The sequence below is a fragment of the Bacillus cereus group sp. MYBKT111-2 genome (assembly GCF_051915205.1).
Taxonomy (GTDB): Bacteria; Bacillota; Bacilli; order Bacillales; family Bacillaceae_G; genus Bacillus_A; species Bacillus_A paranthracis.
On sequence record NZ_JBQAEG010000004.1, the window covers coordinates 538,677 to 565,479 of the forward strand.

Genomic DNA, 26,803 nt, shown 5'->3' on the forward strand with positions numbered 1-26,803 from the left:
TGTACATGTTTCCCTTTATTTGTCACATACATATCCTATTTTGACCAAGACTATATTGTAAATGAGGTGACAACATGCCCATTACGAATCGATTTTCTACCACCACTAACGGCGCACTCGCAATTACAGGGAATACTTTAGGTTTAAGTAAAATTAGTAATCAAAACCGTGCTGGTACAATCGGGGCAATTGGTGCATTCGCAACTACGAATACCGCTTTACAAGTACCTACTTTTCCTGCTGGTACAACGTTAAACTATACACAAAATAGTTCTACCGCCCTTTTAAATATCCCTGCTGGTAGTACTATTCTTTACGCAGAACTCGTTTGGGGAGGAAACTACTTATCTCGTGATCAAAATATTACGAGTGTATTAGGAAATCCTATTTCTTTTACAACACCTGTGTCAACATACTCGATTACCCCTTCAGGTGTTACAGCCTCTAATCAAACATTCGTTTCTGGATCTGTCACATTTGGATTCTATACACGATCCGCAGATGTAACATCGCTCATTCAAGCCGGAGGGGCTGGCTCTTATACAGCCGGCTCTGTCCCTGGACTTGTAGATCCTATAGATGCTTCTAATGGAACAATTAATTCAGCTGGATGGACACTTATCGTTGCTTATCAAAACGGGACATTGCCTGCAAGGAACTTAACCATTTATGTAGCTGGTAACCGTGTTTCTGCGGAAACTGGTAGTGCCGATGTATCTGTTTCAGGATTTTTAACACCTTCAGGAGGACCTGTAAGTGGGAGGTTATTTTTAAGTTCTACTGAAGGAGATGCTGATTTAACTGGGGATCAAGCATTATTTGGACCAAATTTCAGTTCATTAAATGCTTTATCCGGGCCAAATAATGCTGTAAATAATTTCTTCGGTTCTCAAGTGAATAATGCTGCCGGAAATTTAGATACAACTGGGACATTTGGAACACGGAATCAAAGTGCTTCTACAAGTACAAATATCTCGGCAGGAAGGCAAGGCTGGGACATTACTTCTATTGATATTTCTCCTTATTTAACAAATTCCCAAGTATCCGCTGCAATCCGTTTAACAACTAACGGAGATGCATATATGTTAAATACAGTCGGATTACAAATTAATATAAATTCACCTAACATACAAGCAACGAAAAGCGTGAATAAAAGTGTCGCTGCAATTGGAGACGTCCTCACTTATACCGTTACGATCCCTAATACCGGACTTCTTCCCGCCAATAACGTTATTTTTATAGATAGTCTTCCTAACGGCACTTCCTTTATACCTGGCACTGTAACGGTAGATAACATACCACAAACAAATGCAAATCCGGCTGCGGGTATATCTCTTGGAACAATTAATAACAGCGCTTCTCGTACAGTAACTTTCCAAGCAACTGTCGTTTCTCTTCCAAATCAAAATCCGATTTCTAACACTGCGAACATTACATTTCAATATACACCAATAGCCGGTGGAACGACTTTTAACGGTCTTGCAACAAGCAACTCTGCAGGAACACAAATTAACCTCGCAGATATTAATGGAACAAAATCAGTTAACAAAATCTTTACTGATATTGGCGAAACGTTAACTTACAGTATTGCCTTAGCTAATATAGGAAATATCGCCGCAACGAACGTTTTATATACAGATCCGATTCCTAGCGGGACTACTTTCATTCCAGGAAGTGTAACTATTAACGGAGTTACGCAAGCTAGCGCAAATCCCGCTAATGGCATAGCAATTGGATCTATTGCCGCTAATTCTACGACTACTGTTTCATTTCAAGTATTCGTTCCTTCTATTCCCCAAACAAATCCAATATTAAATAGTGGTACAACAACATATCAATATATTCCTGTACCAAATCAGCCTGCAGTAAGCGGGACTGATACGACGAATATTGTCTCCACTCAAGTGAATAATGCTACTGTAACAATGACGAAAGCAGTAGATAAAATTTTTGCAGATATTGGTGATACGCTAACGTACACTGTTTCCTTTACAAGTACAGGTAATACGAATGCAAACAATGTTATTTTTACAGATGTCATTCCTACTGGAACAACATTCGTTCTAAACAGTCTAACAATTGACGGTACGACACAAGTTGGAGCAAACCCCGCCACTGGTGTGAATATAGGATCTATTCCAACTGGTACAACAAAAAATGTTTCATTTCAAGTAGTAGTAAATACAATTCCAGCGTCGAATGTCGTATCTAATGGTTCAAGCGCTTCTTATCAATATACCGTCAACCCTAGCCAATCACCCGTTACGAAAAACATTTCTTCGAATCTCGTTTCCACTCAAATTAACAATGCGAATGTAACATTAACAAAATCAACAAATAAACCATTTGCTACAGTTGGCGAAACAATCAGTTATACAATTCTTATTACAAACAGTGGAAATACAGCTGCAACTAACGTACAACTAACAGACCCACTTCCAAATGGAACGATATTGACTCCTGGTACTGTAACACTAAACGGAGTTTTGCAAAATGTAGATTCTCTCGTTGCTTTACCTATCGGAACAATTCCTGGCGGAGCTACTTTTACTCTTTCTTTCCAAGTAACAGTTATCAATATTACCGCCCAAAATCCTATCATTAATAATGCTTTCGCTTCTTATCTATATACTGTAAACGCAAGTCTGCCACCAACTTCAAAAACAGCAAATTCTAATTCTGTTACATCAACAATTAGACTAGCAAACATTCAAGCTACTAAGTCTGTAGATAAAACATTTGCGGAAGTTGGAGATGTATTAACTTATACCTTTTCTCTTACAAACGATGGAAATGTTTCGGCGAACAATGTAGTACTATCCGATTCAATTGCGAATGGTACTGCCTTTGTACCAAACAGTGTTATAGTTAACAATGTTACTCAACCAGGCGTTACACCAACTAGCATTACTATTGGTAGTATTAATGCCGGTACTACAATTACAGCTTCATTCCAAGTATTAATAACTAGCATCCCAAATCCAAACCCTATTTCAAATAGCGCTTCTATTTCCTATAACTTTATCGTGGATCCAAATGCTTCCCCTGTAAGTAAGAACACAACTTCAACCACTACATTTACTCAAGTAAATGACGCAAATGTCATTTCAGCAAAAACAGTGGATCGAGCGTTCGCTACTGTAGGGGATGTATTAACTTATACCGTCGTTTTAACGAATGAAGGAAGTGTTTCCGCTGATAGTCCTACTTTCGTTGATACGAATCCAGACGGTACTACCTTTATCCCAAACACTTTCCTTATTAATGGTGCACTCCAAAATAACGCCGATCCAAATGTCGGTGTTCCGTTACCTTCTATTCCTGCTAACGGCTCACTTACTGTCTCTTATCAAGTAACTGTCACCTCTTTACCAGCGCAAAATCCAACAATAAATTCATCTAGTACACAGTATAGCTTTATTCTAAATCCAGGAGATCCACCAACTATAGAAACATCTTTAAGTAACACTGTAAGTACACAAATCAACTTAGCAAATGTAATTATTTTCAAGGATGTAGATTTAACTATCGCCGATGTTGGGCAACCAATCACATATACAATTGCCCTAGCTAACCCTGGAAATACTCCAGCAAATAACGTAGTCGTTACCGATATACTCCCTCCTGGTACGACACTCGTACCAAATAGTATTTTTATAGGCGGTGCTTTACAGCTAGGTGCGGATCCAAGTGTTGGTCTTCAAGTTGGTACGATTCCCGCTGGCGGCATTACAACAATTGTTTTCCAAATTAGTGCAAATAGTTTACCTTCACCTAATCCAGTTCAAAACAGTGCTGCACTTCAATATAGCTTTATTGCAGATCCAAATTTACCTGCTGTTGTTAGGAACGCTATTAGCAATATCGTAGCTACACAAATTAATACTGCTAATATTGTTGCTACGAAACTAACAAGCACAAACTTTGCTGATGTTGGCGACATCATAACGTATGCAACGATTTTAACGAATAACGGCAATATCCCTGCCTCTAATGTAACGTTTACAGATATCATTCCAGCTGGTACCATTTTCCTTCCTAATACTGTAACGATTAACGGTGTCCCTATAGCTAATGCAAATCCTGCTAACGGCATTTTAATTGGTACAATTGGAGCGAATTCATCACGTACTGTTGCATTCCAGGTTTTTGTACCAACTATTCCTAGTGCAAATCCGCTTACAAATCAATCCGGCACTACTTTCCAATACACATATGACCCATCTAAACCAGCTATAATGCAGATGGTTGCCTCCAACACCGTACAGACAACTATTAATAACGCTACGATTACCTCTGTAAAATCTGCAGATAAGCAGTTTGCGAACGTAAATGATATCATTACGTACACGACTACTTTAACGAATAACGGAAACACACTTGCATCAAATATAGTGTTTACCGATGCAATTCCAAGCGGTACATCTTTTATTCCAAATAGTGTAACAGTAAACGGGAATATACTGCCTAATGTAAATCCAGCAAATGGAATAGCGATTGATCCAATAAATCCGAATGCAAATACGATAATTTCGTTCCAAGTGCAAGTAAATTCCATCCCGAATCCGAATCCAATCCCGAACCAAAGTAACACAACGTACCAATATGTAGTAGACCCGAACTTACCTCCAGCATCCGCCAATGCATCAAGTAATGTAATAACAACTCAAATTAACAACGCTACTATTATCGCAACGAAATCAGTGAACACACCGAATGCTGCAATTGGAGATATCGTTACTTATACGATTGCAGTTACGAACACAGGAAACATCCCTGCTAGTGCTACAGTTTTAACAGATGGACTTGGACCAGGTGCATCCTTCATCCCGAATTCTGTTACGATAAATAACGTATCTCAACCTGGTTTAGACCCTTCATTAGGTATTCATTTAGACGATATTTCACCAGGAGGGACTACTTTTATTACATTCCAAGTGAAAATTCTTGAGATTCCTCCTAGTGGCACTTTAACGAATAACGCCCTTGTAAATTATGAATATACAGTGAATCCAAACCAAACACCTGCTGTTGGAAGCACTGTAACAAACACGACAGTTACTCCAATTATTGACGCTACTTTAGTTTTAAATAAAAATGCGAGTACAACTTTCGCTACGATTGGTGATATGATTACATTCACTTCATCTGTTACAAACACAGGAAATACTACTGCGAACAACATTGTATTTACAGATACAATTCCAAACGGTACCACCTTTGTCCCAAATAGCTTTAAAATAAATGGTGTAACAATCCCGAATACAAATCCACAAAACGGTATCAATATTGGTAACTTAAATGCAAATGCATCGATTACACTCAGTTTTCAAGTAAACATTACAACTCTTCCAAACCCTAATCCAATTCCTAACAAATCATCGCTTCAATATAGCTTTATTGTTGATATAAACGAACCTCCTGTTTCACGAACAGTTCAATCCAATAAAACTTTTACACAAGTAAATACTGCCTCCGTTATCGCAACAAAAACTGCGAGTAATGCATTTGCCGCTGTTGGAGATACAATTACGTATACAACTACTCTCACTAATAATGGAAATACTACCGCTAACACACCTGTTTTTATCGATATATTACCACCTGAACTTTCATTCGTACCTGATAGCGTACAAATTAACACTATCCCACAACTCGGCTTTAAACCAGATAGCGGGATTTCTTTAGACGCAATTCCAGTTGGAGGAACGACAACAATTAGTTTTCAAGCGATCCTCGGCTCAATACCAGCTACAAACCCAACATTGAATCAATCTAGCACAACTTATTCTATCATTGTGGATCCTACCCAGCCGCCAGTGACAGAAACCGCTACAAGTAATCCAACTTTAGTGCAAATTAACGAAGCAATCATCCAAGCAACGAAAAGCGTGGATCGTCTATTTTCTGACATCGCTCCTGGAAATTCATTTTTAACGTATACAGTTTTATTAGACAATATCGGGAACACGACTGCTACGAATATCATTTTTACAGATCCAATTCCAAATAACACAATATTCATAGAAGATAGCGTTCGAGTAGGTGGAGTTTTATTACCTGGGGTAAATCCAGCGAATGGAATACCAATTGGGGATATTATTGCAGGAGATTTTATAAACGTTACCTTCCGCGTGCAAGTAGTTAGTATCCCAAATCCTATTTTTACAATCGGACCTGGAGGGCCAAATTCACCGGTTGTAAACGGATCTTCCATTGATTATCAATTTATGACAGGACCTAATTTACCACTTGTTTCACGAAGTACGACATCTAATTCTGTTTCAACACAAATAAATTCTGGAGAAGTTGCGGCAATCAAATCTGTAGATAAAACTTTCGCAACGATTGGCGATACAATTTCTTATACTATTTCTTTAAGCAATCCTGGAAATGTAGCATCACAAAATGTGATATTTACTGATATTTTACCTGAAGGCACAACATTTATTTCTGGAACTCTTATAAATGAATTAGGCACTCAACAAATTGGAAATCCAGCGAACGGGATTCAGGTTGGAAATATAAACCCTGGCAGTACGGTTTCTATTACGATAAACGTACTTGTTACAAACATTCCAAGTATAAATCCAATTTCGAATTTTAGTTCTGTGCAATTTGAACATGTGGTCGATCCTAGCCAACCTGCCGTATCACAAACGAATGTATCTAATGCAGTTTCAACAACAATTAATAGTGCAATATTAAATACGACAAAAACTGTTGATAAATCTATTATTTCCGTCGGGGATACAATTACGTATACAACTACGATTACGAATACAGGAAATACACCAGCAACGAATATTACTTTTACAAGTGCCATTCCTCCTAGCACTACTTTCGTACCAGATTCGGTCACAATAAATGGTATCCAACAGTTTGGTGCACAGCCAGCACTTGGAGTAACTATACCAAATATCGCTCCAGGTGAAACAGTAACTGTTACTTTCCAAGTAAATGTTATTTCCGTTCCCCCTTCAAGCTCGATTATGGGTAACGATACGATTTTATACTCTTATACTGTTGATCCAAACGGAGCCCCTGCTACTACTTCTACTTCAACGAATATTGTTACAAACCCTGTATTAGATGCTATGATTACGATGATTAAATCAGTCGATCAAACACTTGTAACGCTAGGTGATACCATTACCTATACGACAATTTTAACGAATAGTGGTAATACAAATGCTACGAATATTACGTTCACTGACCTTATACCAGATGGTACAACATTTATTGCTGATAGCGTTACAATTGATGGCATCACACAAATTGGACTTAATCCTAATACAGGCATAACAATTGGAGCAATTGCTCCTAACAGCTCAATAGCAATAGCATTTCAAGTTACCGCTACTTCTACTCCTGTTCAAAATCCTATTGCCAATTCCGCTAGTGCTTCTTACACATTTATCGCTGATCCTAATGCCCCTATTGTTTCAAGGAATGTGAATTCAAACACAGTGTTCACTACAATTAACACAGCTACCATCCTTTCATTAAAACAAGTCGATAAATCCTTTAGTCGTATTGGAGACACACTCACCTATACCGTCACCCTATCAAACAACGGAAATTCCGCCGCACAAAATGTTATATTCACTGATACAATGCCAAGCGGAACTACATTTATTACAAACTCTTTTTCTATTAATGGCATTCCCCAAAGCGGTGCGGACCCATCGAACGGTGTAAATATTGGGACTATAACAGCTGGGACTACAGTAACAGTTTCGTTCCAAGTTACTGTAGCTTCATTACCAACCGAAAACCCAGTTGTAAATTTCTCATCAACATCGTATCAATTAGTCTCACCGCCTGATGCAGAAACTTCAATTAGCAATCCTGTTTCAACGCAAATTAAAGAAGCTATATTATCCATGACGAAAAACGAAAGTGTATCCTTTATAGACGTCGGGCAAACTGCCTTTTACACTACTTCTATTTCGAATATAGGAAATGCGGATGCGACTACTATTGTATTCACGGATGTATTACCGAGCGGACTCACATTTGTTCCTAACACATTAACTGTTGATGGTATTTTACAACCTGACGCGAATCCAAATACCGGTGTATTACTTGCAACACTTCCGCCTAATGAAATATATAGTATCGTCTTTCAAGTTACAGTGAACAGCATCCCACCTATTAATCCTGCACCAAATACAGCATCAACGACGTATGAGTTTACTGTTGATCCTGTCAATCCTCCCGTTTCAAGTACAGCTAATTCTAACACGACGCTTCTTCAAATAAACAATGCAACTATTATTAGTACAAAAACAGCAAATCTTAGTTTTGCGGATGTTGGTAATACAATAACATTTACACTTAACCTTCCTAATACCGGGAATGTTGCTGCAACCGATGTTACCGTTATCGATATACTTGATAGCAATTTAAGTTTCGTCCCAAACAGTTTTACAGTTAATGGGCAAACTATTCCAAACGCTGATTTATCTACTGGTGTAAATATCGGTTCAATTAATGGTGGAAGCACATCAATTGTCACATTCCAAGCCATCGTTTCAGCCCTTCCAATCAACAATCCTATTTCTAATTCAGCACTTACCAATTACCGTTATATTGTTGATCCAGATCAGCCGTTCATTTCAACTTCTAATCAATCTAATACAACGACAGCGCAAATTAATAGCGCTATCCTTACTGCACAAAAAAATTCAAATGTATCAACAGTAGATATTGGGCAAGATATTATCTACTCCGTTACGATTACAAATAGCGGAAATGTTAGTGCGACGAATGTTATTTTTACCGACCTAATTCCAGATGGAACTTCCTTTGAACCGAATAGTTTTACACTTAACGGAACTACCATCCCAAATGCAGACCTAATTACAGGCGTTCCAATTGGTGATATCGCGCCAAACCAGTCAGTCATCGTAGCATTTCATATTAATGCGGATGAAATTCCGCCTATAAATCCAATTTCTAATCAAGCTAGCGTTAGCTTCCAGCATATCGTTAATCCAGCTAATCCTCCTGTTTCAAAAAACATTACTTCAAATAGTGTTACAACAACAATTGAAAGTGCTATTTTAACTACTACTAAAATCGGAGATAAAGCTTTTGCAACAATTGGTGATACGATTACGTATACAACTACGATTACGAATACAGGAAATATCCCTGCTAATAACGTTATTTTCTCAGACCCTATACCATCGTGGACACAATTTGTTGCAGGATCAGTTATTGTTGATGGTACTCCGTTACCATCCGCTTCTATCACCAGCGGTATTGGCATAAATACGATCATTCCAAATCAAACTGTAACAATCATATTCCAAGTTCAAATCGTAAGTAATCCAACAACATTCACACCTGAACTCCAAAACTTAGGATTTGTAAACTTCCAATATAACGTAGGAAATGCATTACAGGCTCAGCCTGGAAATGTGGAAACGAACGTCTTCGTTACTTCTATTAACTCAGCAATACTTTCAGCTGTAAAAACTGCTAGTACAGCCTTTGCGAATATTGGAGACACGATCACTTATACAGTTCTAATTCAAAATAGCGGCAATACAAACGCTACGAATGTAAATTTCTCAGACCTCATTCCGGCAGGAACGACCTTTGTTGAAAATAGTTTTGCTGTAAATGGAAGTACCATTCCAGGTGCAAATCCAAATAACGGAGTTAATATCGGGACCGTGAACGCGGGTAGTTCCTTAACTGTTACTTTCCAAGTCGTAGTTACATCTACTCCACCTTCGAACCCAATTACAAATGTTGCATCTATTCAATTCGAATTTATAGTTAATCCGGCCTCTCCTCCTGTTACAGGTACAATAACTTCTAATAGTGCTTCCACACAAATTAATAACGCGACTGTTACTACTGTTTTAGAAGCAAATCGTACAATCGTATCTATCGGCGATATCATTACGTATACAGCAACATTAACGAATACTGGAAACTTCCCTGCAAATTCTGTATTACTCATTAACGGAGTTCCTGAAGGGGCATTATTTGTTCCAAATAGTGTTACGCTTAATGGAATTTCACTTCCAGACGCCAGTCCAACTCTCGGTATTCCAGTTGGCATTATCGCACCAGGTGATTCTGCTACGATTACGTTCCAATTTCTTGCAAGTTCTATTCCACCGCAAGGAGCGATTATAAATCAAGCACTTACAAGTTACACGTATATTGTCGACCCAAGTCAACCTCCAGTTACAGCAACATCTTCATCTAATACGGTAAATACAGCTGTCGTTGATGCATCACTATCTATAATTAAAAATACAGATTCCCTCGTACAGTCTACTGACGGTACAATCACTTACACTGGAGTCATTCAAAATAACGGGAATACAACTGCAAATACAGTTACTTTAACAGATTTAGTCCCAGAAGGAACTGCATTTATTCCGAATAGCGTGACCATTAATGGCGTTTCAGCCCCAGGTGCCGATCCAAACGTAGGAATCCCCTTAAACGCCATTGCACCTTCAGAAATCGTCACAGTCACATTCCAAGTTATCGTTCAATCCATTCCAAGCGTGAATCCAATTTCTAATATAGCTCGTATTGACTATACTTTTATCGCCGATCCAACTGCTCCTATCATCTCTCGAACCATTACGTCTAATCCAGCTTTCACACAAATTTCGGATGCAAATGTTCTTTCTTTAAAAGCAGTCAATGCAGAGCAAGCAACAACAGGCGATATTTTGACCTATACGATAACACTAGAAAATACTGGAAATATTCCAGCTACTAATCTATTATTTTCAGATACGATTCCAGAAGGGACTACATTCGTAGAAAATAGTTTTACACTTAACGGAACAGCTATACTTGGTGCAAATCCAAATGTAGGTGTTACTTTGCCTAACCTAGCAGCAAACGCTACTCACCTAATTTCATTCCAAATTCTAATTAACGATTCATTCTCGCAACAATCGATTACAAATCAATCTAATACAACATATACAATTCAACCAGACCCAGGACAACCGCCTATTACTGAAACATCTACAAGTAATATTGTCATTACAAATTTCGTGCTAGCACAATTGACAGTTACAAAAACGTCCAATCCAATAACTGTAGATATTGGCGGAACTATACTTTATATTTCTGAAGTGAAAAATATCGGCAATGTTGACGCAATAAATATTACTTTTACAGATGCTATTCCAGCTGGGACTACATTCGTTCCAGACAGTGTCACAATTAACGGTGTACTTCAGCCTGGTGTAACTCCAGAAAACGGAATACCAATTGGAACGATTCCACCAAACAGTTCCAAAACAATACTATTTCAAGTACAAACAAATAATCCACCTACTGAAACCGAAATTGTAAATCAATCATCTGTAAATTACCAATATGTAAGTATTCCTACAGCTCCACCAGTGAATCGCACTGCAAATTCTAATATCGTTACAACATCACTTCAAAATGCAAATATTATTTCTGTTAAACAGGCGGATGTTACTTTCGTATCCACCGGGCAAAATATCACCTACACAAATACACTACAAAATATAGGAAATGTTCCAGCTAACAACACGGTGTTCATTGACAACATTCCAGAAGGTACTATATTCATTGAAGATAGTTTATCAATAAATAATGTCATTCAGCCTGGTGTAAACCCTGAAAATGGAGTAACCCTCGGCACAATACAACCAAATGAAACAGTCACTATTTCATTCCAAGTACAACTTATAAGTATACCAGAGGGCAACACAGTCATTAACATTTCAGACACTTCGTATGAATATCAAATTGATCCTAGTTCTCCGATTATTCAGCGCAGGTCATTATCAAATGCAGTAAATACTGAAGTGCGGACGGCAAATGTTAGTGCAATTAAATCCGCTAACAGATCTATTACACGTATCGGTCAAATCATCACATATACAATCGCAGTTACAAACGCTGGTACAGTACCTATTACAAATACTCTCCTAATTGACGCAATTGCTGCTGGCACCACATTCGTTCCAAATAGCATTCTTGTAGATGGCATACCAAGACCTAACGAAAATCCAATTACCGGAATCACCCTTGATATTATCCTTCCAAACAATACAATTATCGTTACATTCCAAGTAAATGTAGTCTCTACACCTTCTCAAAATAACATTAATAATATCGCCGTCATCCACTATGAGTATCGACCAGACCCAAGCTTACCACCAATTTCAGAAACGACATCTTCCAATACTACAAATATACAATTTATTGATGCCATTCTTATCGCTACAAAATCCACTAATACAGTATTAGCTAATATTGATGAAACCATTGAATATACAGTACTCATTCAAAATAACGGATCCACTACAACTAACTCCATCTTTTTTACTGATATTATAGAAGATGGAACAGTATTTATTCCGGGGAGTGTAACAGTTAACAACACTGTACTTCCTGCAGCAGATCCAAATATCGGCTTTTCTATTCCTAATATTCCGTCAGGTCAATTGACTACAATAACGTTCCAAGTTTCTGTTACAAATTTACCTGCTGTAAACCCAACACCTAATACTGCAAACATCGTCTACGACTTTATTTTCAACCCTGACTTTGCACCAATTCAAAAATCTACTACTTCCAATACTACTTTCGTTCAAATTAATGATGCTGATATCGTTTCACTGAAAACTGTTGATTTGACCTCTATAGCAATTGGGGACATTTTAACTTATACAACAACTTTAACGAATACAGGGAATACAGATGCTACTGCTGTTATATTTACAGACAGTATTCCTGATGGAACTACCTTTATAGACGGTAGCGTTTTAGTAAATAATATCCCTCAGCTTAACGCGAATCCAAGTACTGGTATACTTGTAGGAACGATTGCTCCTAACGTTTCTATCCCGGTCACATTTTCAGTTACCGTCGTAGCTCTTCCAGCTAGCGGTCGCATTCAAAATCAATCAACTTCTCGTTATACGATAAACGGGGCAGAACAAATATCGACTAGTAACATTACCTTCACTGAAGTTATTTCTGCTAATGTAACCGCAACAAAAACAACGCCTATCCAATATGCTGACCTACAAACGATTATCCCTTACACAATTTCCATTACAAACAATGGGAATATACAAATAGAAAACATTATTGTTACAGATATCATCCCAGCAAATACGAGCTTTATAGAGAATAGTGTTATTGTAAATGGAAACACTCGTCCAAATGACAATCCACTTAGCGGGATACAAATTGACAACATTCCGCCCAATACAACAGCAACTATTCTATTCCAAGTACGGGTTACTTCAATTCCGCAAACAAATCCAATCTCTAACACGAGTACAATTGAATACCAATACACGTTACCGAATCGACCACCTATTACCGAAACTATTATTTCATCAGCTGCCGTAACAACAATTAATCATGCGACTTTGAATAGTAATAAAACTGTTGACCTAGCATTTGCAACAGTCGGTGATACGTTAACGTATACGATTACGCTCAATCAAACTGGTAATGTTGCAGCAAATGATGTAGTCATTCAAGATATTATTCCTCAAGGTACTACATTTATAGAAAATAGCGTCATTGTAAACGGAGAAACTCTTCCGGGAGTTAATCCAGTAAGCGGTATACCAATTGGTCCTATAACTGTTGGCGGAAATGCTATCGTTTCATTCCAAGTTTCTGTGACTTCTATCCCAACACCAAATGAACTCAACAACAATGCAATTACTACCTTTAACTATACAGTCAACCCAAATAACGCACCTGTTACGAATACAACTACAACAAATACCGTCACAACTACTGTCCAAAATGATAATGTCACTACCATAAAATCTGTTGATGTAACGAATGCCTTACCTGGTCAAACTTTAACGTATACAATTACGATTACGAATGGCGGTAATATAACGATTGAAGATCTTCTTGTCCTAGACACCGTACCAGTAGATACAACCTTCGTTACGGGCAGCGTTACAGTTAACGGAATCAATCAACCTAATGCAAATCCTGAAAATGGTATTACATTAGGAAACCTTGCTCCTAATGAATCTACTATCATTACTTTCCAAGTAACAATATCTCCTTCAACTCTTCAATCTGCAATCAATAATGATGCTTCTGTTTCCTACACTGTTATCATTGATCCAAATGAACCACCTATTACAATTACAAAGCAAACCAATACCGTTACAACACCAATAATCGAGCCAATAATTAATATTGAGAAAACAGCCGACAAATCTATTGTCGTTATAGGAGATATTATTACATTCACATTAGAGATATTTAATCATTCCCCAATTCCTACAGTAAGCACTTCCGTTTTAGATACTATTCCAGCAGGTACAACATTTATAGAAAACAGCGTAACAATTAATGGCACTCAAGTTCCAAATGTCCGTCCAGATACTGGTATTAATATCGGCTCTTTACCTGCAGATTCAGTAGCAACGATAACATTTAAAGTTCTCGTCACTTCTATCCCTTCAAACAGTACAATTATCAATTCCGCTTCCGTCACAGCTGCCTTCCAATTGACACCACAGGACCCAATTATTACTTTTATAGTTAATTCAAATATCGTTCGTATACCAGTTCAATTTATAACTGCAGCAGTAGTAAAAAACGCTTCCGTCAGCTCAGCTTATTTAAATCAATATTTTGATTATACGGTGCGCATTACGAATACTTCTGATATTTCACTTTCAAACGTTTCGTTACAAGATACCATTCCAGCAGGTTTACAATTTACGAATGGCACTGTCTTTATTAACGGGGAACGCTCTCCACTAGCGAATCCGAATATTGGTTTCCAAGTCGCTACTAATCTGGAACCGAACGAAACCATTATCGTGTTATTCACAGTGCAAGTGATACATCCACCTGTTAATAATGAATTTAAAAATAGCGCAAATGTTTCATTACAACTTCAAGTCTCGCCTACGGATCCACCAATTACAGTAACGGTTACAAGTAACGAAAACATCGTCACCTTTGTTCCAGAAAATCCAGATGAAACACTTCCAAACTTTAATTGTTTCTTTGACGGGGAACGTTTTATACGCATTACTCCTCGAAATATACGAAACTACTTTTGGATATGGTGGAAGTAATTAAAAAAGAAAAAGCTTCAAGTTTGGATCCGTATCCAAACTTGAAGCTTTTTTCATGAACAAAATTATAATACTCAATTACTAGCCGCTCTGTATGTGACATGTCGTTTCTCAATTCTCTCTTCAATTTCTTTCATATTTTCTTTATTATTTAATAGTGATTGTTTATTTTCAATTAATAATTGTTTAAATGATTTTCTCACTTTTTTTCTCATTTTTATTGTCCTCCTTGGGGGATGGTTTATATAAAAGATAAAGAATTATCTGGTTGTTCTTATAATAATTGATTGTTGTGAATTCCATTTGAACTTCATATGAAAATTCCGTTTATTTTCTGACAACTTTGTGAACACGAAAAAAAAGAGATTCTCCTAAAACCGTTTTGAAGTTGCTATTTTCATCATCTTATGTCGAATTATCTCTTAAAATATTTATATATTTTAAGAGAAATTCCACATACTTTCACTTACTAAAATTCTCTTTTTCAAAATAATAAAGAGGGATGTTGCATAAGTCGAACTTTGACTTATGCAACATCCCTCTCTCAAAACTATTTACAGCATATTGATTAATATTTCAGGTCTTCCCCAATTCATTTCTTCACAAACGAATCTTAGCTTTTCTTCATCCATTGTGTGTAATCCTTCTTCTAGTGAACATGAAATTGGAACTTCACAATGAATTTGCGCTAATTGTAATGAAATATTTAAATTTTCTAAATCACTTTCAATCTTCGTACGTTGTGCTTTCGTTAAAGATGCCACATTTTCTAGTACAGTTGCTACTGTACCATGCTCTTGAATAAGCTTATATGCTGTTTTTTCACCGATACCTTTTACACCTGGATAATTATCGCTCGTATCTCCCATGAAAGCTTTTGCATGCACGATTTGCCACGGTTCCACACCTTTTTCTTCCATAATTTTCTCTGGTGTGTAATACTCGTAATTTCCAATTCCTTTGCGCAGAAGCATAACTGTAACGCTCTTATCAACAAGCTGCAGTAAGTCCGTATCACCTGTTAAAATGTAAACTTCCGCTTCATTACAATATTGTTTTGCAAGCGTACCGATGCAATCATCCGCTTCATACCCTTTCATACCGATAACTGGAATAGACAATTTCGCAGTCATTTCTTGTACTAAATCAAATTGCGGAATTAATTCTTCAGGCGGCGCTGCACGATTCGCTTTATAATTTGAGAACGATTCTGTTCTAAATGTCGTACTTCCCATATCCCAGCATGTTACGATGTGTGTCGGTTCAATTGCTTGCATAGCTGTTAATAAATGTTTCATATAACCATGAATCCCGTTTGTAGGGGTACCATCTTGTCGTTTCATAAATTGTCCATAGACACTTGTTGCATAAAAAGCACGAAATAATAGTGCCATACCATCAACTAATAATACTTTTTTCATAATTCCTCTCCTACTACAAAAAATAATAACCTCACGTCATCACGTAAGGTTATATAAATAGATTACCATTCTACGTTTTTTCAACTTTGTCTATTATACATTGTTTTTGTATATTTAGCATCATTTACACATTAAGACGTTCTACTGCAACAAGTATGAAGAATTCCTGAATACGTATTTTTCCCAGTAGAAACAACTACAGCTTTTGCATTTCCACCAACAATATACGTCCCTTTGAAACATACATTTTCAAGTTCAAGTGGATTATAGTCTTTCATTCGTTTTAGAGGAATAAATCGTTTACGCTCAAGATGATAGCAACTTTCAAATTTCTCAATACTTGCATCTTTTCCTGTTAACACAGATTCATTTACTAATAAATCATTCGCGTAAATGATACGTACATCTGCTGGTACTGTATCACCTTCTGAAAGAAAAATCATATCGCCAGGAACAAGCTCTTGTACTGGCAAAGTCATCATTTTCAATTCACCGTTTAAACCCGTTACACTAGAACATTCTACTCGAGACACAGTAATTTTCTCACATTGTAATCCATCACGCACATGTTGTTTTGAAAGACCTGGGATCATTCTAGTTAGCTTCATCATGACTTCCGCAATACGCGCTCTTTTTGAAATTAATTCATTTCGGCCGTATACTTGAATACGTTTTTGTGCCTCTTTCATAGATAATCCGTCTCTTGTTGTTTTAAAATACGCAAATACAGATTTTACATCTCTCGTTGCGATTTCAATTAATAAATCTTTATTTTTTTGAAGCATTGTTTGTTCTTTCATTGATTTTTTACTTAATTTATATGACGTGTTACCCACAGTTTTGTTTGCATATAACATATTATCGTCTCCTCCATTACAACATAGGAAGAAACGCTTTGTTTCTCAATTTATCCACTTTACTGTGAAAGTGTCTAGCGCTTAAACATACATATAAACGCTACATGATGATAAATATAGAGGGAGGAACAAGTCGTTTCCTGCCTACATCATATATTTTTGATTTGAAGTATATGGGTAACGGAACCGAGTCAGAATTTGACATGCTCCTCACCTCCTCGTTTCATTTTATAGTTTATACTATGAAATTACTCATAGCTTTGTAACAAAAAGACCTTTACTCCGAAAAGAGTAAAGGTCATGACATACACAAATAAACGATTCCTAATACAATTAGAAATCTACGGACCTCTCCCTCGCCGAGTTTTAGCACTGTATAGCATAGGTTCATTACCAGCTACGTTAAGAAAAACCTTAATTCGATCATTCCTGTTGACCCATTGGCGTCTCTCGACATTTTTGGGCAGTAGCATTTCTCTATACAGGAGCCTCACCTAACAGAGACTTATTTTAATTACATAGAAAATGTTACTCTTATTTAAAATAGATGTCAACACTTTGAATGGAATCTTTTCCTTATTACAACAACCCCCTCTCATAATACACTACTTCTCTTTCGACTCATTAAATGAATCAAACACACATTTCAAAATTAGCAAAAATAAAAACCTTACGTTTAAACGTAAGGTTTTTAATAAGTTATACAACCAGCAATTACAATCCCAATTGAAAGCGATACAAACATAAGAAAAAGACCGACTGCTTGATTATCTTCTTCAAGACTTTTATTTATATTAAAGCGTGGTGTAAGCCACTCAGCTAAATAAAAGACGATAATTTGAGCCAAAATCCCAACTGCTCCCCACGAAACCATATCAAGAAGTGAAATAGAATTAGCTGCTGTTGAATATAAAACAATAGCTAACCCAAGTAATCGCCCTCCAAGTACATAGCTTACCGCCTTATTCCCTTGGGCCATTAGCTTAAACTCTTTTACTTTCGTTGTTACTTCCATTAGGAAAAGACCAAGGCATAAAAGGCCAAGTGTTACTGCTAAATATAATAAAAAATTAATCATATACTTTCCTCCTTTTTTATACCTACCGGTAAATAGTACGATTCATTCCCCGTAATTTTTTCCCCCGCACGAATACCGATACTACTCGCTTTTCCGGCAATTAAAAACGAACCAAACACATACGACAGTTTCTCCATCCCTTTTTCTGTTTGCAAGGATATGATTGGAAGTTCTGTATATTTTTGAAATATCGGCAGTGACGCTTTATACGTTTGATGTGCATTTTGAAGCATAATATGTTCGTCCTTATCGCGAATGGTAATTGTGTCCCCTTCTCTACCAAATGAAGGTTTTTGAACGAAAGAACCTTTTCCTAAAAATAAATCTGGTTCTAAATATGTAGGTAACATATATTCTTTAATCCATTGTTGTTCCTCATTTGTATAAAAGGCCCCTTCTTCTGCTAACCCCCAAATAAGACACTGGATTGATTTTGGCTGAAGTAAAAATGCTGACAATGGATTTATTATAAAAAGCTTTCCGGCTTTTACAAGCTGCAACAGTTCCACACCTACCAGATCTCCTGTTTCAGGATCTTGATCCTCAATTAAATCTTCTATCGGATATGTTTGGCGATATAAAACATCAATTTGCACTCCATCCCTATCCACTAAAGCATCTTTTGTAATTCTAAGTTCTGACATTGGCACTACTTTATTTTCAACATGGCATAACTGACTCAAATACATAGTCGTATTCCAATCCTCAATATGTTCATGATGTGCTGTAAAAACAACATTTGGGTTATCTATTCCCTTTGTCGCTTCCATTACGGCTTTTGTAATACCAGAAGATAGTAATCGTTCTTGATCCGAATTTGGGTCATCATAGCCTAGTTGCTCGCAAACTTTCCCATTCATTTGAAAGCATTCCATAATAAAAGTTGGTGTATCACTATTAAATTCAAGCATTTTAATTTGGTTATCATCTGTTAAAACGAAATCAAACCGTGAAATAACAGATTCAGGATATAATCCTTTTATTCTAATGAACGATAAGCTCGCAGGAGGAAACCCAAGTTCAAGAAGCTGGTCATCATTTAAATTACGCAGAAGTCTAGCAGTCTTAAAAAATATTTTCCCCATTCGTTCAGTTGCTAACTGTAATTGTTTCATAGTCTCATTTGTTATAGAGAAAACATGAAACAAACTATACTCACATTCATATAAATCCGACCAAAAATTCGGATATTTCGAATAAAAATCCTTTCGATCCCTTATGTATTGCGACATATTTTAGCCCCCAAATCCTCCCTTTGAACCGCTTCCAATTCCACCTTTAAATTCCGCAGACGATTGATACGATTTAAACGCCGATGAATTTTTGAAAGTCGATTTATTTTGATAGTATCTCCCGCCATAGAAATAATGCCCACGATATCCTGAACTACTATCATCACACTGCCATACCCCAAGTTCATCATCCCAATCCCAATCTGCACAACTTTTATCATTCGGTTTTGGGGGAAGATCTTGTGCGCAGCCAAATAAGGTGCCGGTCATTAAAGACGTTACGACACCGCCTACTAGCCATTTCGTTTTTGTCACCTTCGCACTCCCCTTTTTAAATTCTATTCCTATTATATAGGATAGCATGATAAAGTAGAAGAAAAAGGAAGAAGAGGGATGAAATGCGCTTAGAATATCGACTTAATGATGAAACAAAAGGGTATCCTGCTTTATGGAACTACGCAAATATTTCTAATTCTGAAATCATCGCACGCATGACTTGTGAATATTTTATAAAAGATAAAAATACATATGTTGTTACTGCAACTTCAGTAGATCCAGATGGAACAGCAGTTATATATATTCAACAAGAAATTTTTTCTAACGATCCTTCAGATCCTACTTACTTCCACATCGGTTTTGAAATTAGAGAGCTGAAGGATACGAGTTCAAACTTGATTAAAAGTAAAGATGTATGGAACTATGAAGAAATTTTACCATCTCTTCATTCCGATATCATATATATTCAGCGCGACGGCATGCATATGGAGTTCACTTTAGATTCAAGAGAAATTGATGAAGACAGAAAGTGCTATATTTATTATGGAAATTTCACAGGTGAATCAAGATAACATGGATAAATGTATGCAATAAAAAAACCTTACGTATAAAACGTAAGGTTTTTATTTAGCCCCACATATGCCGTTCTCTCTAGATGTCCATAAACCTGCTCTCACAGGTGGATGCTCTCACAAATGTTTGTAACTTCCTTCTTAAAAAGATGGCTTGTTAGCTACATTTAAATATTGAACTTCCATATTAAACTTATTGGTTTAAGACATACATAAGCTACGTACACCGTAGGAATTTTATATAATGTTAGTTGAAATAAGACCCCCGCACGTGCCGCTCCTCGTAAATGTCCAAAAACCCGCTACTCGCAGGTGGATGCCCTCACAGTTACCGTACATCTTCCTCCACAAGGAAGGCTTGATGATGGTCGCTAAATATTGAGCTTCCGTATAACTAACATCGGTTTTAGACATAAATAAGTTACGTACACCGCAGGATGTATTATTTACTTGTCGTTATATTATCACATTGTTTCCAATGTGTAAAATACAAAGTTTTTCGAGCAATCTCTTGCTTGTGACCTTATTTTAATACAAATTATTTTTGCATGCAAGTGATTAATCTTCTTCTTTTGCAATTTGATTTTCTGGATAGGAAATCCAATCACTCCAGCTACCTGCATACAATTTCACATTTTGGAATCCAGCTAATTTCAATGCAAGGATGTTTGGACATGCTGTCACACCAGAACCACAATACACAATTGTTTCCTTATCTTTCGCAAGATTTTGGAATCGTTCTTGTTGCTGAGCTTCATTCTTAAATTGTCCTGATTGCAGTATTCCATCCTTCCAAAAATGGTTTACTGCTGTTGGAATATGTCCTGCTTTTGAATCAACAAGTTCCTCTACACCAGCATAACGTTTTGGCTCTCTAGAATCAATTAACGTAACATCTGCACCTGCATGAATATTCTCTTTGACCGTTTCCATCGTTACAAGCATATGATCTTGTACATTTGCTTTGAATGCATTTCGTTTAACAACAGGAATTTCCTTTGTTACCCGTAGTCCATTCTCTTTCCAAGCTGGAAATCCGCCATCTAATATATATACTTTCTCATGTCCTACATAGTTTAATAACCACCAGAGACGCGAAGCATTCGCACCCGCTTGACTGTCATATGCAATTACTGTCGTATGTTCATCAATACCAGCTTGCGAAAGCTTGTCTGCAAACTCCTCAATATTTGGCAACGGATGGCGACCACCATGTTCTTTTACAGGACTTGATAAATCTAAATTCAAATCAAAATATAACGCATGAGGGATATGTTCTTCCTCATACTTTTCTCTACCCCAATTAGGATTCGCTAAATCAAAACGACAATCGATTATACGGACGTTCTCATCTTCTATATGCTCACGTAACCATTCGACTGTAACTATCATCTTTAACGACCTTCTTTCTCTTGTAAACGACTTACATACTCCATAACCATTTCTTCTGTAACATATTTACGCTCTAGTGTAACACCATTTTTCGCAAGATCATTAATTTGCTTTGTTACAACATTAATGACATCAACCGAAAATTCTTTCCCATTTGACGCAAGAGATACGGCTGCTTCAATAGCTGCTTCACGCTGCGCATCTAATTGTAAACATGCTTTTACACTTTCATTTTGTTTACGAGAATGTGCTGTAATTGCTTTATGTACTTCCATCTTCTCTTCCCCCTAAATAAGTTATATGTTCTAATTCAATTCCATTGCAAGCCGAATCATATCACGGCATACAATCCCATTTTCAATAATCTCTTCTTCATAATGCTTCGAAAAGTAATCAAAATCAATAGAAAAAATACGAAATCCACATTTTTGATATAAAGCGAGTTGTGAAACACTAGAATTACCTGTACCAACTTCAAGTTTTGACATACCATATCCTTTAGCAGTTTCTATAGCATGACTTAATAGCTTCTTTCCAATCCCTTTTCCTTGCAAATGCTCTACAACCGCAATATTCATAATTTCCATCGTCTTCGGTCTTGTTTCCAAAAGAACGTACGCACCGATAACTCTCTCCTCTTGCTTAGCTACATATGTTAATCCTCTTTGTACATATGCATCAATTTGCTCCTCACTTGGATCAGCAAGCAATAATAAAGGTTTCGGTATAGCTTCTTTCGAAATAAGTTCTATTACAACAGGCATAAAAATTTCCCTCTTTTCTATTGTTCTAATCCCTCCTTGTCTACCATAAATAATAGAAAGGAGGGATTCACCATGGACAACAATGAGAAAAAGTGCAACGTCATCTCTATTGATGGAAAGAAGAAGAAAAGCGACACGTATTCCTATCCAAAATTAGTAGTAGAAAACAAAACATATGAATTTTCTTCATTCGTCTTATGCGGTGAAACACCAGACGGCAGACGGCTCGTTCTTACTCATATGATTTCTACCGATGAATTTGCTGGGTTTGTCAAATCTTTAGATACAGTACTGCAAAAGAAAATTGAACGAATCTTTTTCTCATAACGACTAGATCACATAAATTTCTTTTTCAATCTCCACTAACTGCTTTTGCAATTGTTCTTTACTTTGTTCATATAGTGATACATCAATCGTTTCAGCCAATGCAAATAATATACTTTCATAATAATTCATCACATCTTGCTGCATCACTGTTTGGAATACATTCCATTTCATATCCCATTCTTGTTTATAATGATGAACAAATAAATCTTTTTCATCAGCTACATAGTTTGATACGAAAGGCTCTAATACAAGTTTAGCCTCTTCTTGCATGAAAGCTTTATCGTTCTTTTCAAAAAAGCTTTTTTCATTTTTAAAATGTGTCAGTGCTTTTTTGAAATCTTTGATTTCCACTGAAGGGAACGGTTCTTTATGTGTGATATCTTTATACTCATAATCCACTGTTCCACTCATAGAGATTGATTCATTTTCTACTTTACAGTTCACCACAATTTCATTCTTTGCACGCTTCATCGCTTCATCTATCCATTTTTCAAGGCGTAATGATGTCGCACGCATTTCTTGTAATAAATCATGCTGAATAAATGCGACTAATTCCATAACGCACTGTTGCAACTGCACTTTCACATTTCCGTCCGTTCGAAGCGATGCTGGATTAATAAATTCAGTAAACACATCGTTATAGCGTAGGAATAGACGCTGTTGTACGTAATAAAGCAATTCTTTCACTTCATTTTGCATCGCTTGCTCTTCAGCAAGCACACTATATGATGAAATAATATGAAGTAGTTGATCACGCTCTGCTTCATATTTTTTCGTTTGCTTCTCTTTCTCCTCATTCCCCTGCTTTGCACCATTTATCATATTTACTAAAAGCTGATCCGCTCCTTGCAACGCACCATATAAAGCATGAACAGATACGAGCATTAAATCTCTCATCATAAAGGATGTAAATGATTCCTCGAACTTAGCAACCCCAGAGTTTTGTAAAATACCGTATTTCTCTTTTTCAATATATTTTCCTTGTTTCTCTTCAAGCGCACATAAACTTGAAATCGCAAATAAACGCGGATTTCTAATACCGTATTGCAGTAGCTGGTCTGCAATATACCCTTTTACCATTTCAAGTTCTTCTTCAGACTCTGCTAAATCGGCCGCATTAATTAAGAAGAACATTTTATCAAGAGCGAAAGTATCCTTTACACGACCAAGCTGGATTAAAAATTCACGGTCAGCACGGGAGAACACATGATTATAATACGTTACAAATAAAATAGCATCTGCATTTTTAATATATTGGAACGCAACGTCCGTATGACGGGCGTTAATAGAATCCGCTCCTGGTGTGTCTACAAGCGCTACGCCTTGCCTTGTTAATGCACAATCATAATAAAGCTCCATGTACTCAACAAAACACGATTTTTCTTCATTCGCTACATAATCAGAAAACTCTTCTAATGTAACTTGTACTTGCTCCCCTAAATGAGCAGAAACTGTATCATACCCTTTTTGTACCGCTCGTAAAAAGCTAAATGTTGTTTTTTGCTTCCCAGTTGGTGAAGGATATTTCATAACTTTATCAATTTGTGCTAACGCTTCATCTAACGTAGTAATCTCATAATGAAATAGCTTATATACAGCTTTCATATCTTCTAATAAAGCTTGCTTTGATTTAAATTGAACTATTACTGTTCCGTGTGGTTTTTCTTCTGTAACCGGCAAAATTTGATTAATTGTTGCCGTCGTCGGATTTGGTGACACAGGAAGTACCTTCTCACCAAGCAATGCATTGGCAAATGATGATTTCCCAGCGCTAAAAGCTCCGAATAACGCTACTGTAAATTGTTTCGTTTCCACACGACGCCTTTTTTCTATTACTTCTTGCTGTACATGTTTCAGCGCTGGCAACGGCTCTAATATCGTTTCAGCTTTCTTCACTTTCTCTAATATACGCTGAATATTTAAAGCTGCCGTCCCTTTTATCTCTTCTTCACGAGCTGCTACGTTATCATTTACAATTTCCTGCGCTTGTAATGTAAATTTCTCACTAACAATTTGTTTTTTACTTTGTAATATCTCCTCTATTTGCAATCCTTCTGGTGTAGCAACACGCTCATGCCAAACATTTTGTAAATAGCTTTCATATGTCTCCAAATTGTTACTGTATTGCAATTTCGTTTCTTTTGCCGTTTGCAACATCGTATATTTTTCAATCTCTTCTTCAATGCGAGCAACTGCTTCCTTCACCTTTTGCTTTAAAACAACTGCACTTTTATCAAAAATTTGCTGTGCTTTTGTAAAATAACGTTTCTTCAGTTCATTCGCTACATCCGCTGTATAAAGAAGTAAGTAATCACCTGTGAAACCTGCCCCTTGTTTAATAACTTCAGCCAACATTTCTGGCCTAAAAGCAATCTCTAAAGCATATATGTCTTTCCCAAGTTCCTCTGTAAACAATCCTTCTTCTTTTAAGAAGGCAACAATAAACTCTTTCACATGAAAATCAAGTTGCGTTTCAACAGTCTTTTGCAAAGCAGAATAAAAAGTATCTAAACGTCTCTGTTTTTCTTGCTCCGTCTTTCCTTTCGCAAATAGCAAACCAACCTTAAATTTTGTTAATTTCGTTTCTAAATACGCATTTGCCAACTCTCTCATTTCAAATGGCATTAAATACGCGTTATCTAATATAGCTTGTAAGCCTTTTATAAATTCGTTTCTCACATGAGACTCTTTACTAGCCTCGCGATGTTTCGTTTCCGTTAGCTCTTCTTTCTTTTCAACTATCTCTGAAATGGAAAGCGGTGATGCTAACTCTTCCTCATATTTCAAAAGAGCTTTTTCATTTTCAGAAAGAATAAACGAGAAATGTTCCCCCATTAAATATTCTGTTTCTCTCTCCATTCCATCTCTTACATACTGCTCTTTTTCTTTCATAATAGAAGTAATTAACGTTTCTAAGCTTCCAATTTCATTATGTGGATGGTTCATCATTCGTAATGACGTATAATACACTCCATCTACTTCAATATCCCAATTAGAAAACGATTGTTTTACACTACCTTTATAATTTTCAAACGATAATTCGTTTTCTTTATGTTTATCTATTTGATTTACAACGAGATAAACCGTTTTATTACGTTGTTTCAATTCTTTAACAAATTGCAAATTCACTTCCGATTGAACGTGATTGTAATCCATCATATAAAAAATCACATCTGCTAGATGCAGCGTTGATTCTGTCGCTAGTTGATGGGCATCATCTGTTGAATCAATCCCTGGTGTATCAACTAACATAACTCCTTCAGGAATTGGCGCATCATTCCGATAAATGTGAACACCAATTACCTCATCACCATCTTTACAAATTTGTTTTAATTCTTCAGCTGAATATGCACCGTCATACTCGTACTGCTCTCCAGATTTAACTGTTACAACTACACGATCCATTCCTTTTTCAATTTTGACAACGTTAGCGCTTGTCGGAATTGGACTTGTCGGTAATAACTGCGCTTTATATAGATGATTCATCATCGTTGATTTTCCTGCCGAGAAGTGACCGCAGAACGCAATCATAAGTTGCTCTTGTTTATACTTTTGAATCACCTCAAACAACTTTACACTATTCTCTGCATCGCCGTGTTTTTGCCACTCTTCATAAAAACAAACAAGTTTTTTCATACCGTTTGTCTGTACTATGTTTGTCATCCCCTTGTTCCCCTTTATCCAAGATGTATATACTTTTCCCCGCAATTTGCGAGCTCGTAATCAGTGAGAGTTACACCTATCCATTGATTACAGTTTCACTTTACTATCATACTAAATTTT

General features: G+C 36.7%; 13 protein-coding genes, 2 other RNA genes and 1 riboswitch. Of the genes, 3 read left to right on the forward strand and 12 right to left on the reverse strand.

Annotated features, from left to right (window positions below):
* Window positions 1-74 precede the first annotated feature (74 nt).
* Window positions 75-15,101, forward strand: a complete 15,027-nt coding sequence (locus ACTFNE_RS15045; RefSeq protein WP_439998144.1) for a DUF7507 domain-containing protein — start codon at window positions 75-77, stop codon at window positions 15,099-15,101.
* 74 nt (window positions 15,102-15,175) lie between these two features.
* Here the strand turns inward: ACTFNE_RS15045 and ACTFNE_RS15050 are convergent, their stop codons facing one another.
* The 6 genes from ACTFNE_RS15050 to ACTFNE_RS15075 all read right to left on the reverse strand — a co-directional run bounded on the left by ACTFNE_RS15050 (window position 15,176) and on the right by ACTFNE_RS15075 (window position 20,004).
* Entirely contained in the window at window positions 15,176-15,316 is a 141-nt protein-coding gene (locus ACTFNE_RS15050) for an FbpB family small basic protein (protein ID WP_166702223.1), read from the reverse strand.
* 339 nt (window positions 15,317-15,655) lie between these two features.
* Window positions 15,656-16,522 (reverse strand): 5'-3' exonuclease, encoded by an 867-nt coding sequence (locus tag ACTFNE_RS15055; RefSeq protein ID WP_270705612.1) that lies wholly within the window; start codon window positions 16,520-16,522, stop codon window positions 15,656-15,658.
* Window positions 16,523-16,653: 131 nt separating this feature from the next.
* Entirely contained in the window at window positions 16,654-17,379 is a 726-nt protein-coding gene (locus tag ACTFNE_RS15060; protein ID WP_270705613.1) for a P-type ATPase, read from the reverse strand.
* Between the two features lie 343 nt (window positions 17,380-17,722).
* A riboswitch (M-box (ykoK) riboswitch) is annotated at window positions 17,723-17,888 on the reverse strand.
* 182 nt (window positions 17,889-18,070) lie between these two features.
* The gene (locus tag ACTFNE_RS15065) at window positions 18,071-18,457 is read right to left on the reverse strand and encodes a DUF350 domain-containing protein (RefSeq protein WP_060630227.1); all 387 of its coding nucleotides are present in this window, start codon (window positions 18,455-18,457) and stop codon (window positions 18,071-18,073) included.
* Entirely contained in the window at window positions 18,454-19,689 is a 1,236-nt protein-coding gene (locus ACTFNE_RS15070) for a glutathionylspermidine synthase family protein (RefSeq protein ID WP_270705614.1), read from the reverse strand. Before ACTFNE_RS15070 ends, ACTFNE_RS15065 begins: the two co-directional genes overlap by 4 nt.
* 3 nt (window positions 19,690-19,692) lie before the next feature.
* Window positions 19,693-20,004, reverse strand: coding sequence for a hypothetical protein (locus ACTFNE_RS15075; protein ID WP_000169020.1), 312 nt, complete (start codon window positions 20,002-20,004; stop codon window positions 19,693-19,695).
* Window positions 20,005-20,087: 83 nt separating this feature from the next.
* On the opposite strand from ACTFNE_RS15075, the gene ACTFNE_RS15080 reads away from it, so the two are divergent.
* Entirely contained in the window at window positions 20,088-20,537 is a 450-nt protein-coding gene (locus ACTFNE_RS15080) for a hypothetical protein (RefSeq protein ID WP_270705617.1), read from the forward strand.
* Between the two features lie 54 nt (window positions 20,538-20,591).
* Here the strand turns inward: ACTFNE_RS15080 and ssrS (ACTFNE_RS15085) are convergent.
* From ssrS (ACTFNE_RS15085) to ACTFNE_RS15105, 5 genes are all read right to left on the reverse strand, one after another.
* Window positions 20,592-20,775, reverse strand: a non-coding RNA gene (ssrS, locus tag ACTFNE_RS15085) — 6S RNA.
* 21 nt (window positions 20,776-20,796) lie between these two features.
* Window positions 20,797-20,979: non-coding RNA, 6S RNA (ssrS, locus tag ACTFNE_RS15090), on the reverse strand.
* 116 nt (window positions 20,980-21,095) lie between these two features.
* Window positions 21,096-21,929 (reverse strand): sulfurtransferase, encoded by an 834-nt coding sequence (locus tag ACTFNE_RS15095; protein WP_270705620.1) that lies wholly within the window; start codon window positions 21,927-21,929, stop codon window positions 21,096-21,098.
* A 2-nt stretch (window positions 21,930-21,931) separates the two neighbouring features.
* Complete coding sequence (locus tag ACTFNE_RS15100) at window positions 21,932-22,204, reverse strand: YpbS family protein (protein ID WP_000451816.1); 273 nt, start codon at window positions 22,202-22,204, stop codon at window positions 21,932-21,934.
* Window positions 22,205-22,234: 30 nt separating this feature from the next.
* Complete coding sequence (locus ACTFNE_RS15105) at window positions 22,235-22,693, reverse strand: GNAT family N-acetyltransferase (protein WP_270705623.1); 459 nt, start codon at window positions 22,691-22,693, stop codon at window positions 22,235-22,237.
* 72 nt (window positions 22,694-22,765) lie between these two features.
* Here ACTFNE_RS15105 and ACTFNE_RS15110 point away from each other — a divergent pair, with 72 nt between their 5' ends.
* Window positions 22,766-23,020 (forward strand): DUF3931 domain-containing protein, encoded by a 255-nt coding sequence (locus tag ACTFNE_RS15110; RefSeq protein WP_000369740.1) that lies wholly within the window; start codon window positions 22,766-22,768, stop codon window positions 23,018-23,020.
* A 3-nt stretch (window positions 23,021-23,023) separates the two neighbouring features.
* Here ACTFNE_RS15110 and ACTFNE_RS15115 read toward each other — a convergent pair whose 3' ends face one another.
* Window positions 23,024-26,683 carry a dynamin family protein gene (locus ACTFNE_RS15115; protein ID WP_270705626.1) on the reverse strand — a complete coding sequence of 1,220 codons (3,660 nt, stop codon included), beginning with the start codon at window positions 26,681-26,683 and terminating at the stop codon, window positions 23,024-23,026.
* Window positions 26,684-26,803: the final 120 nt, after the last annotated feature.